Annotated in this window: 8 protein-coding genes; 5 read left to right on the top strand and 3 right to left on the bottom strand. The window is 45.3% G+C overall.

Annotated features, from left to right (window positions below; genetic code table 11):
• Positions 1-20: 20 nt before the first annotated feature.
• The 5 genes from plsX to IT233_03570 all read left to right on the top strand — a co-directional run bounded on the left by plsX (position 21) and on the right by IT233_03570 (position 6,338).
• Positions 21-959 carry a phosphate acyltransferase PlsX gene (gene plsX / locus IT233_03590; protein MCC7301705.1) on the top strand — a complete coding sequence of 313 codons (939 nt, stop codon included), beginning with the start codon at positions 21-23 and terminating at the stop codon, positions 957-959.
• 1 nt (position 960) lies between these two features.
• Positions 961-1,950, top strand: coding sequence for a ketoacyl-ACP synthase III (locus IT233_03585; GenBank protein ID MCC7301704.1), 990 nt, complete (start codon positions 961-963; stop codon positions 1,948-1,950).
• A 29-nt stretch (positions 1,951-1,979) separates the two neighbouring features.
• Positions 1,980-2,486, top strand: coding sequence for an acetyl-CoA carboxylase biotin carboxyl carrier protein (accB, locus tag IT233_03580; protein MCC7301703.1), 507 nt, complete (start codon positions 1,980-1,982; stop codon positions 2,484-2,486).
• 55 nt (positions 2,487-2,541) lie between these two features.
• Complete coding sequence (gene accC / locus IT233_03575; GenBank protein MCC7301702.1) at positions 2,542-3,882, top strand: acetyl-CoA carboxylase biotin carboxylase subunit; 1,341 nt, start codon at positions 2,542-2,544, stop codon at positions 3,880-3,882.
• 62 nt (positions 3,883-3,944) lie between these two features.
• A complete protein-coding gene (locus tag IT233_03570; GenBank protein MCC7301701.1) occupies positions 3,945-6,338 on the top strand; it encodes a TonB-dependent receptor in 2,394 nt (797 codons plus the stop codon).
• On the opposite strand, the gene IT233_03565 is transcribed toward IT233_03570, so the two are convergent.
• The 3 genes from IT233_03565 to IT233_03555 all read right to left on the bottom strand — a co-directional run bounded on the left by IT233_03565 (position 6,339) and on the right by IT233_03555 (position 12,190).
• Complete coding sequence (locus IT233_03565; GenBank protein MCC7301700.1) at positions 6,339-8,237, bottom strand: amidophosphoribosyltransferase; 1,899 nt, start codon at positions 8,235-8,237, stop codon at positions 6,339-6,341.
• Between the two features lie 63 nt (positions 8,238-8,300).
• A complete protein-coding gene (locus IT233_03560; GenBank protein ID MCC7301699.1) occupies positions 8,301-9,953 on the bottom strand; it encodes a tetratricopeptide repeat protein in 1,653 nt (550 codons plus the stop codon).
• Positions 9,950-12,190 (bottom strand): tetratricopeptide repeat protein, encoded by a 2,241-nt coding sequence (locus IT233_03555; GenBank protein MCC7301698.1) that lies wholly within the window; start codon positions 12,188-12,190, stop codon positions 9,950-9,952. Before IT233_03555 ends, IT233_03560 begins: the two co-directional genes overlap by 4 nt.
• Between the last annotated feature and the right edge of the window lie 233 nt (positions 12,191-12,423).

Here is a 12,423-nt window from a genome sequence, read left to right as displayed (position 1 = left end):
GGCTCTCCTTATCCCCCGGTATGAGAATCGGTCTTGACATTTTCGGAGGCGACTTCGCACCTGATGCTACAATCGGGGGTGCAGCATTGGCTCTGAAGGAACTGCCTCCGTCGGTAAAGCTGGTGCTGATCGGTGATGAGGCAGATATCCGCTCGCGCCTGGCAAAGGAGAATGCCGATGTTTCTGCGTTAGAAATTGTACACGCTCCTGACCAGATCGGGATGGGGGAGCATCCGACTAAAGCCTTTTCACAAAAACCAAACTCGTCTATCGCTGTTGGCTTCCGTCTGCTGAAAGAAAAGAAACTGGATGGTTTTGCTTCTGCAGGCAACACCGGTGCAATGCTGGTGGGTTCCATGTTTTCCGTGAAAACGATCCCCGGAGTAATTCGCCCAAGCATCACCTCTGTGCTTCCCAAAGAAAACGGCGGATTTGGCCTTATACTCGATGTGGGAATTAATGCCGATTGCAAACCCGATGTACTCTATCAGTTCGGTATCCTGGGATCTATTTACGCGGAACACGTCTATAAGATCAAAAATCCAAAGGTGGCTCTTCTCAACATTGGTGAGGAAGCTGAAAAAGGTAACCTGGTAACGCAGGCGGCCCACCATTTGATGAAGGAATCAAAGGATTTCTGCTTTATCGGCAATGTGGAGGGAAGGGATCTGTTCAATGACAAAGCAGATGTGATCGTTTGTGAAGGATTTACAGGAAACATCGTACTCAAGGAAGCAGAAGCCATTTTTACGCTGATGGCAAAGCATAAGCTTCTCAACGATTATTTCAAAAGATTCAATTACGAGAATTACGGTGGTACACCCATTCTGGGAATTAATTCCACAGTGATTATCGGTCATGGCATATCCAACGCCAAAACCATTAAGAATATGGTGAAACTAACCTATGAAGTGGCGGAAGCGGGTTTAACAGGACTCATCAGTAAAGCTTTTCAGTAATATGACCAGAATTAGAGCCGCAATCACTGCCGTTGGAGGATATGTCCCCGACTATGTGCTGACCAACAAGGAACTGGAGAAAATGGTTGCTACCAATGATGAGTGGATTCAAACAAGAACTGGCATAAAGGAGAGGCGAATTCTTAAGGGTGAGGGAAAAGGTGCATCGGATCTGGCAGTAGGCGCAATCAGCGACCTGCTCCGGAAAAAGAACCTTGACCCGATGGAGATTGATCTGGTTATTGTAGCAACTGTAACACCGGACTATGTATTTCCTTCTACCTCTAACGTGATCTGCGATAAACTCGGGATGAAAAACGCATGGGGATTCGATCTGGCTGCTGCTTGTTCGGGTTTTCTCTTCGCGCTTACTACCGGCACACAATTTATTGAAACCGGAAGGTATAAGAAAGTGCTCGTGGTAGGTGCCGATAAAATGTCAGCGATTGTTGATTATACCGACCGTGCTACCTGCATCATTTTCGGAGACGGCGCCGGTGCGGTGTTGCTGGAGCCAACTACCGGAGAATACGGAATTATGGATTCGGTGATGAAAGTGGATGGATCGGGGCGCGTGCATCTCCATCAGAAAGCGGGGGGCTCTGTTTTGCCTCCTTCCCATGAAACTGTCGACAAAAAGCTTCATTACATTTATCAGGAGGGGCAGGCTGTGTTTAAGTATGCTGTGAAGGGAATGGCCGATATCTCGGCAGAAATTCTGGAGCGAAATAAACTCACCGGGAACGACATCGCCTGGTTGGTGGCGCACCAGGCTAATAAGCGGATCATTGATGCCACCGCCGAAAGGATGGGAATCGGACCGGAAAAAGTAATGATGAATATTGAGAAATACGGAAATACCACAGCAGGAACCATTCCACTGCTTTTATGGGATTATGAGAAACAGCTGAAGAAAGGAGATAAACTCATTTTCTCTGCGTTCGGAGGAGGTTTCACATGGGGTGCCATTTATTTAAAATGGGCCTACTGAATATGTCACACACCAAAGACCAATATCCAATGAAACTAAGCGAGATCCAGGATCTGATCAAGTTTGTAGCCAAGTCAGGCGTAAGCGAAGTGGAGCTGCAGAACAAAGATTTCAAGATCATCATTAAAACCGGTAATGGAAAAAATAAGGGTCAGGACGCTCCTGTTTTTATGCAGGCAGCACCGGTTATGACTGCTGCACCCGTGCAACAGGTGGCTCCTGCAACAGCAACGCCGGTTGCGGATAACAAACAGGCAGAATCAAAGAAAGAAACGGTTCCGAAAGCCGACAGCAAGCTGATCACTATTAAATCTCCCATGATCGGCACTTTCTACCGCCAGGCAGGCCCTGATAAACCTGCCTTTGTGAATGTAGGGGATGAGATCAAACCCGGGAAAGTGGTATGTATTATTGAAGCCATGAAACTTTTCAACGAAATTGAAGCGGAGATCTCCGGAAGAATCGTGAAGGTGCTGGTAGATGATGCTACTCCAGTGGAATACGATCAGCCACTATTCCTGGTTGAGCCGAATTAACAGGCTGTGAATGGAGCGGACGGATGTGGCGTAACTGAGTTTAGAAGACGAAACGATGTTTAAAAAGATTTTAATAGCAAACAGGGGTGAGATCGCTATGCGTATCATCCGTTCCTGCCGTGAGATGGGAATCAAAACGGTTGCGGTTTATTCCACGGCGGATAAGGAATCTCTCCATGTGAAGTTTGCAGACGAAGCAGTTTGTATAGGACCTCCTCCCAGCAAGGAATCTTACCTCGATATTCCAAGCATTATTTCGGCAGCAGAAATTACCAATGCAGATGCTATTCACCCGGGTTACGGATTCCTGAGTGAAAACTCAAAGTTCTCCAGGATCTGTGCAGAACATAAGATCAAATTCATCGGTGCAACTCCCGAACAGATAGATGGAATGGGGGATAAGTCGAATGCCAAGGCAACAATGATAAAAGCCGGCGTTCCTTGCGTGCCCGGCTCTGAAGGATTGCTGACAGATGCAGAAGAAGGGAAACGCCTTGCCGCAGATATCGGATATCCTGTGATCATTAAAGCCACCGCCGGTGGCGGTGGAAGAGGAATGCGGATTATCTGGAAGGAAGAGGAATTTTCCGCTCACTTTGAATCCGCCAGCAAGGAAGCCGAAGCCGCTTTTGGCAACGGTGCCATGTATATGGAAAAGTATATCGAAGAACCGCGGCACATAGAGATACAGATCGCCGGAGATCAATACGGAAAGGTCTGCCATCTCTCGGAAAGAGATTGTTCCATTCAGCGCCGTCACCAGAAATTGGTGGAAGAAACACCATCTCCATTCATGATCCCTGAATTGCGAGACAAAATGGGAGAATCTGCGATCAGAGCCGGTCAGGCCGTGAATTATGAAGGAGTAGGCACCGTCGAATTTCTCGTGGATAAGCACCGGAATTTCTATTTTATGGAGATGAATACCCGCATCCAGGTGGAACATCCCATCACAGAAGAAGTGATTGACTATGACCTCATCCGTGAACAGATCATGATCGCAGCCGGGGTCCCCATTTCGGGAAAAAATTACTATCCTCAGTTGCATGCGATCGAATGCCGCATCAACGCAGAGGATCCTTTCAATAATTTTCGCCCCTGCCCCGGTAAAATCACTACCCTGCATGTACCAGGCGGACACGGTGTTCGTGTAGATTCCCATATTTACGCAGGCTATACCATCCCGCCCAATTACGACAGTATGATCGCGAAGCTCATTACCATGGCGCAGACTCGGGATGAAGCCATCAGTAAAATGTACAGAGCACTGTCGGAATTTGTGGTGGAAGGAGTTAAAACCACCATCCCCTTCCATTTACGCCTGATGAAGGACGAAAATTTCTTAAAAGGCAATTATACCACCAAGTTTTTGGAGGGATTTGACCTCACAGAGTAAGAATAGGGCTTTCGGGCCCTTTTTTATTTTAATAGCTGATGTATATTTGAAAAAACCACTCCATGAAAATAGTTCTATTCCTTTCCTGCCTTCTTGCCTTCCAGCAGACTTTTTATTCTCAGATCACGCAAACGATTCGGGGAACAGTGGTAGATAAGGAGTCGCAAATGGGTATTCCGGGAGCAGCAGTGAAAATTGTGGGGGATTCAACATTGAAGATTTCTGCAAATACGGATATAAACGGCAACTTCCGGCTGGAAAAGGTTCCGCTGGGTCGCTATGTGATACGCATTTCTTTTATCGGTTACCAGGATCGGTTGATCCAGAATGTTATTGTAGATGCAGGGAAGGAAACCATTCTGAATATTGAAATGGAGGAAAGCGTGACCAACCTCGGCGAAGTTGAGATCACAGGGACACAAAAGGAAGACGCCAACAATGAAATGGGATTTGTGAGCGTGAAAGTATTTGACATTGAGCAAACCAACCGCTATGCGGGCAGCCGGGGTGATCCCGGGCGGATGGCTTCTAATTTTGCCGGTGTCGGCGGATCTGATGATTCCCGTAATGATATTACCATTCGCGGAAATTCTCCTATGGGTTTACTTTGGCGTATCGAGGGGGTGGACGTTCCCAATCCCAATCACTTTGCCGTGGCCGGAACTGCAGGAGGTGCTATCTCCATTTTGAATAATAAAGTTTTCGGAGCTTCCGACTTTTATATGGGTGCTTTTCCGGCTGAATACGGCAATGCGAATGCCGGGGTATTTGATATCAAAATGCGTAATGGGAATAATGAAAAGCACGAGATCTCCGCTCAGTTCGGACTGCTGGGCACTGAATTATTCTTAGAGGGACCCATTTCGAAGAAATCCGGATCCACTTATCTCCTGGCATATCGGTACTCTACATTTGTTTTTTTTGACGCCCTGAATATCAATCTTGGCACCAATGCTACCCCGAAGTACCAGGACCTTTCGTTTAAATTGAATTTCCCCGGAAAGAAAAACAATAATTTTTCCCTTTTTGGAGTAGGGGGATACAGCGACATTGATATTATCCTGAGTGATAAAAACAGAGATGAGGTAGAGACATACGGTGATAATAACCGTGATCAGTATTTTACTACAGGCATGGGGTTGATAGGTATGTCCTATTCCAAATCGCTGAACGAAAAAACATACTTCAAGGGAGTTCTGTCGTACTACAAATCGTATTCCGGCGCCATTCATACAATATTCACGCGCGATTCGCTCACAGGTGTAATGGATACCATGGTTGACAAACTGGATTACAAATACTTATCAGATAAAATATCTCTGAATGTTTCCTACAACAAGAAGTTCAACGCCAGCCACAGTATTAAAGCAGGGGTGATTGCAGATCATTGGGTGCATGATATGTATGATTCCCTGTTTATTGAACAGGCAGGCTATTGGATACGCAGAAATGATGCAAAGGAGACGGGGATCATGGCACAGCCCTATTTTCAGTGGAAATATAAGCGCACAGATCATCTCTCCTTCACGGCAGGATTGCATGGGACGTACTATTCACTTAATGGAGATTTTGCTCTTGAGCCCCGTGCGGGAATGAAATATTCGTTTGCAAAGGTGAATACGCTCACGTTGGGATATGGGCTGCATAGCCAGGTTATTCCCGCATATATTACGCTTTCACAGATCACTGATTCAGCGGGGAAATACTATTTGCATAACAAAGAACTGCAATTCACCAACAGTCATCATGCGGTTTTAGGATATCAGCGTTTTATTGGTAAATCCGCTACCCTGAAGGCAGAATGCTACTATCAACATCTTTTTGATGTGCCTATAGATACTTTCCCTTCCTCTTTCTCTTTGGTAAACCAGGGCAGTACATTTTCCCGTTTTTTCCCCGGTTATCTCGTAAATGAAGGCACAGCGGATAATATTGGATTTGAAATAACCTATGAAAAAGGATTTGCAGATAAGTGGTACATGATGGTGAATGCGTCTGTTTACCAGGCGTTATATAAAGGGAGTGATGGAAAGGAGCGCAACTCAGATTTTGATGGAAGTTGGGGTACTAATTTTCTGATTGGGAAGGAATTTAAATTTGGGAAGAGTAAGAACACCACCTTAACTACTGCCATAAAATCTACCTATTCCGGAGGCAAGCGCTTTACCCCTGCGGATACTGCAGCTTCCATTTTCTGGGGGGAAATTGTGGAATATGATTCATTGAGAAATTCTCAGCGCTTTAATGATTATTTCCGTTTTGATTTTAAACTTGGCCTGAAAATCAACCGGTCAAAGCTAACGCATGAAATTGGCGTAGATCTTGTGAATGCATTCGGTGTAGAAAATGAATTGGGCTTAACGTATTCCGGGGATCCTCAGAATCCCATTATTAAAGAATACCAGTTGGGCTTTATGCCGATCTTTTATTACAGAATAGATTTCAGAGGGAAGTGATTAATACGCCCTCACATTCTTCCCTTCCATATAATTGATGAAGGCCCGGTTCGCCACGCGATGGCCGCCGGGAGTAGGGTAGTTGCCGGTGAAATACCAGTCACCGGTATGCTTATGACAAGAATGATGTAAGCCTTCAATGGATTGATAAATTACACTTACATCCGCTTTCATCTCTTTTGGAGTAAGCAGCTGAGCAACTTTGGCAGAAATTTCTTCGGGAGTGAACGGTTCGTAAATGGCTTTCACCACATTTTGGGATTTCTCCCGGGGCTTTGCCATTTGCGCTTTCGCTTTTTCATAAACCTCATCCAGTAGTTCATCCATGTTTCTTTCCCGGATAAGTTCTATAACAGCCTGGAAAGCTACGAAGTCGCCCATCTTGGCCATGTCAATGCCGTAACAATCGGGATAACGGATCTGGGGAGCTGAAGAAACTATAATGATGCGCTTTGGCCCCAGGCGGTCCAGAATTCTTAAAATACTGTTCTTAAGTGTGGTTCCGCGCACTATAGAATCATCGATCACCACCAGGTTATCCGTTGCACGCACCACGCCGTAGGTGGTATCATATACGTGCGCCACCAGATCTTCACGGTGTGAATCATCGGTAATGAAGGTGCGCAGCTTAATATCTTTTACAGCTATTTTCTCTACGCGTGGCCGACGGTTCAAGAGTGCCATCATCTTTTCATCCGCTACCTTCCCGCCAAGCTGTATGAACTCATGCCGTTTGATGGTATCGAGATGCATATTGATCCCATCCACTAAACCAATGAAGGCGGTTTCGGCGGTATTGGGAATGAAGGAGAATACAGTGTTGTCAATATCGTTGTCAATGGCTTTCACCACCGCCGGGGTCAGGTATCTTCCCAGTGCTTTCCGCTCCTGGTAAATGTTCTTATCGTTCCCACGAGAGAAATAGATCCTTTCGAAAGAGCAGGAGCGTTTTTCACCGGGATCGTTGATCAGTTCCTGCGTAACATTTCCATTGGCCCGGATGATGATGGCATGTCCGGGTTCTATTTCTTTGATGTCTTCAAATGGCAGGTTGAAACAGGTTTGTATGGCGGCGCGTTCGGAGGCGATCACGGCTACCTCGTCGTCCTGGTGCCAGTACACGGGGCGAATGCCGTTCGGATCACGGAGTACAAACGCATCACCATGCCCCATCAGTCCTGCCATGGCATATCCTCCGTCGAATTTACGGGAAGCATTGCGCAGCACTTCGGCAACATCCAGATTAGAAGCAATCAGTCCGGAGATTTCGGCATTGGTATGACCGGCTTTTTTGAATTTCTGAAAGAGAAGTTCATTTTCCTCATCTAAAAAATGTCCGATCTTTTCCATAACGGTGATCGTATCGGCTTTTTCACGCGGATGCTGACCGAGCTCAACCAGCTTTTCAAAAAGTTCATCCACGTTGGTGAGGTTAAAATTTCCGGCCACTACCAGGTTTCTGGTCTGCCAGTTATTCTGCCTCAGAAAAGGATGACAGGTATCCATGCTGTTTTTGCCATATGTGCCGTAACGTAGATGCCCGAGCATCACTTCTCCGGCAAAGGGAGCATGTTTTTTAATCCAATCTGTATTCTTGAATTTTTCCGGTTTGGCTTTTTTGATTTCATCCAGTTTGCCATTGATCTTTGAAAAAATATCCTGGATGGCACCGGAACCGGTAGCGCGCAGACGGTGTATGTATTGCCGGCCGGGAGCTACGTCCAGTTTTATGGTAGCCATTCCGGCTCCGTCTTGCCCGCGATTATGCTGTTTCTGCATAAGCAGGTACAGCTTTTTTAAACCATAGAACGGGGTTCCGTATTTTTCCTGGTAATAGTGCAGGGGTTTGAGCAACCGTATCACCGCAATCCCGCACTCGTGTTTGATCTCGTCGCTCATAGGGGAAGAGTACAAAGGTACGGATTAGTCAACAGGTAGGCAAGTATATTGAAAATCAATATATTACAATGTCCGCAATTTATCCTCTAAGTCTTGGTGGCCCTTTAATCTCAATTCAGGCGATCCAGATTGCTTATACGCCGCCACGGCTTTCCATTGAGCGGAACCGTGCTTTCGAATATAATCCATCACTTTTTTCGGATCGAATGTCAGATTTGTAAAGCAATAGTTGCGCAGTTCGTGATACACCCTCAAGGCGTGCAGAGATCCCGACACGCCGTGTAAATGACTTTGCACAAAGAAGAGAACCGGCGAGGTGTTTGTACGTTCAATGGCGCAGGCATAGTTCGCGATCGGCTGATCGGGTTTTCTTTCCAGGCGAATGCCGCCAAATTCTTTCAGAAGCACTTCATCAGATGGGAAAAGCGTTCGTTGAATGATCCCTGCATACTCTATGCTGTCGTGTATCAGCGCGTTTTTCTGTTCCAGGATTGTGTTCTGGAATTCCAGCTCTTTATTTTTCTCTTCCATCAGCTGATTGCTCTTTTTTTGATCCGCTGAACTTTTCAGGAAGAAGAAAAGCAAAGAGAAAAGCAGCACAACACCGGCGATAGAACCATACTTCAAGGTGTTCTTTCGGGTCAGTTCGGCATCTGCTTTTTTAGATTCCAGATCACGGATGGTGTTTTCTTTGGTCAGCAGGTTAATCTCCTGCTCTTTTTTCTCCGTCTCGAACAGGGTTTCCAGTTCGGCCATGGTCTGAGCGTTTTCTTCGTTGAGCAGGGAATCTTTCAGATTACGTAATTGTTCAGCATAGAACAGTGCTTTGCCGGCATTTTCCTTTTGTTCCCAGACAATCTGTAACGTTTCATAGGCCGCTTGTTCAAGCTCCCGGGCATGTAAGTTAACGGCATCCTGCAGTCCTTCTTCCAGAATACGAATTCCTTCATCGAATTTTCCGAGATATGTATAAATCTCGCCGAGATTGAGTTTGCCAGTTACGGCATCAATCTTCATCCCGAATTGAACGGCCAGATTATAGTATTTTTGGTAGTACGATTCCGCTTTTTTAAAATCCCCCTTATCGAAATAAACAATTCCTAAATTGTTGTACAATGTTGCCGCTCCGGCCGAATCGCCTATTGATTCTTTTAATTTTAACGAAAGGTTATAAAAATATTCAGCTTCATTGAGCTTATTTGCCATGTGCTTCAGGGCACCAATATTGGAATAGCACACTGCCATTATCCGGGGATCATTTGCCTTTTTTCCAAATTCCAGTGATTTTAGGTAATACGCTTCTGCTTTATCTTTTTTCCCCAGGGAATTATACAGATTACCGAGGTTCAGACGTAAAGAGGCGAGGCCTCTCTCACTCCTGATTTCAGTAAGTATGCGTTCGGCATTTTGAAAATATTTCAGCGCTTTTTGAAAGTCCCCTCTGGCTTTATATACAGCTCCGAGATGGTTATACAGCATTCCTTTTCCGGGTGCATACCCGAGTGAATCGGCCAGCCGGAGACCCCAGTCTCCCATTCGCACCGCCTCACTGTAGTTTCCAAGATTTTCGTATTCGTATACGAGATCAGCAATCAAATCTACTTTTTGTGTATTCGCAGTTTGAGGAATGACTCTCAGTAATGAATCGACAATACTTTCCCCTGCCCACAGAGATGAGATTGAAACGCACAGAAGAAAAAGAAATAGTTTTTTCACAGACGAATTCCTAAAATAGTTACATCATCTACCTGCTCCCTGTTTCCTTTCCATTGTTCAAAGAACTCAGCAAGTAATTTTTCCTGCCATTTCATATCCGCCAACTCTCCCGCGCCCTGGATTATCTTCTCTCTGAACACCTGTGCCAGCATCTTTTTTTTACTCTGTTCACCAATCTGATCTGCGTATCCGTCAGAGAACAGATACAATACATCGCCCGATTCGGTTTTAATTAGTATTTCGCTGAAATTCGTGTCGGGATGTAGTCCCATAAACTTCTTGTCTGCCTTCACCTCTTTCAGTTCTGTACTTCCTTGTTTTAGGTGCCAAAGGGGCTGCCGGCTGCCGCTGTAGATAATTTCTTTTCTTCCCGGACGAATAAGAACAATACCTATGTCCAGCCCGGGGTTTTCCGAAAAACTGCTTTCCTTTTGCTGTTCAAACAACCTCTTGTTTAAAGCATTCAGGATACCGGCCGGGGATAGGTTATTATTTTTTCTGCAAATATCCTCCAGAAACTCATAGGCCATAACCGACATATATGCTCCCGGAACTCCATGACCGGTGCAGTCTACCACAGCCGCAAGAATACCATCGGTAACCTCTTTCACCCAGTAGAAATCGCCGCTTACAGCTTCTTTGGGCTGAAAGAGCAGAAAATACTCCTTCAGGTGTTTTTGTAATACGTCCGTGCGGGGGAGGATGCCGGCCTGGATCTCACCGGCGAGAACCAAATTACGCTGAATTTCCTCGTTGTGTTGTTCAATCACTTCTTTTTTGGAAAGAATGGAAATATTTAAGTGCGTAAGTTCTTCGTTGATCTTTTTTCTTCGTTTCAGTGTACGTATTACTACTGCTACCAGAAGGGCACTCAACGCAATCAGGAGGCCCAGAGCCAGAAGTGTGATGTTGGTTGTGATCAGTGAACTTTTTTGTTCTTCCAATTGAGTACCAAGCAGTGTCTGCTCCTTTTCTAAAAGCAGGATCTGTTTTTCTTTTTTCTCCGTCTCAAATCTTGCCTGCAGCTCTGTAATGGAATTGGAATTGTTACTGTTGAGCAAAGAGTCTTTAAGATGGCAGTGAAGCTTGAACCAGGTGAGTGCTGTTTTAGAATCGTTCCGCTCTTTTGCAATGGTATACAAATGAAAATAAACGGTTTCCAGATGATCCATTAATCCTACCTCCTTACAGATCTTCAGGGACTGGTTCAGAAGTTGTTCGGCGCTGCCGCGATCTTTGCCTGCGATATATACCTGTGCAAGCAGGTTCATAGCACTTACCTGTCCTTGTTTCTCGCCGCTCTTATTATAATAAGTCAGGGCTTCCTTTACGTATGCAGCTGCCCTAGGCAATTGATTCATATCGAGATACGCCCGCCCCAGATTCGTGGCGCAGGTAGCCATCCCCTGATGTGTATTTATTTCTTTGGCCAGCCTATAGCCTTTTTCAAAGTAAACGATAGCTTCCCCGGTTCTTTTCAGATCCAGTAATTCGATTCCGAGATTGGTGTAGAGAACAGCAAGGATAAAATTATCGCTTGTTTTTTCTGCCACAACAATACCTTCTTTGTAAGTAGCAATTGCTTTTTCATGTTGATCCAGTGAGGCATAGATAATTCCGATATTATTCAGGGCATATAATCTTCCGGCCTGATCACCTGAACGCTCGTAGAAATGCAAAGCCTGAATAAAGAGCTCAAGTGCTTTTTCATAATTCCCCTGGTAGCGGTACACACTGGCCATGTTATTGGAAGTATTGGCCAACCCGTTAGTATCTTTCAGTTGTTTTTGAATCTGGAACGCTTTACGGTGCCTTCCCATGGCAGTATCATAATTGCCTTTGAGATACTGAATGATTCCCATGTTTGTATGACAGGAGGCAATGCCTTTCATCTCCTTAATTTCGGTTCGGATCTTCAGGGCACGTCCATAATAGCTTAAGGCAGAATCATAGAGAGCCCGGAAGTGAAAGGAGATTCCGATATTGTTCAGCGCCAGCGCTTCTCCCTTTCGGTCTTTGATCTTCCGTGCAAGCTTCAGCGCTTTGGAGGCATATTGAAAGGTAGAATCCCAGCTCATTCTCCGGTATTCATACCCGATAGTGTTCCAGGCGTTCACACGCACGGTGTCTTGTCCTGCGGTTTTGAGAATTTGCTGAAGAGAGTCAATAAGGGAGTGATTCTGGGAAAAGGATAGGGCAGAACTCAGAAAAATGTAACAGAGAAGCAGGTGCCTCATACCAGTCAAAGATAGGTTAAGGTTCAAAGTAGATTCGCTTTTGATTTTCATTCTCATTTTGTATCATTGCTTAAATCTTCAGGTCATGGGAAATGTAAAATTCACCCCCCCCCTGTGTAATTATCAGAAAATCAGCGCTCTACCTAATTAGTAGCTTGGTGATGCTGTTTTCCTCTCTTTATTCAAAAGCAAATACAGCCCCATCTTGCAGCGGTGGGTTTATTCTGGGCAAT

Source organism: Bacteroidia bacterium (genome assembly GCA_020852255.1).
GTDB lineage: Bacteria > Bacteroidota > Bacteroidia > JADZBD01 > JADZBD01 > JADZBD01.
This window is presented reverse-complemented; position numbering and strand designations above follow the sequence as displayed.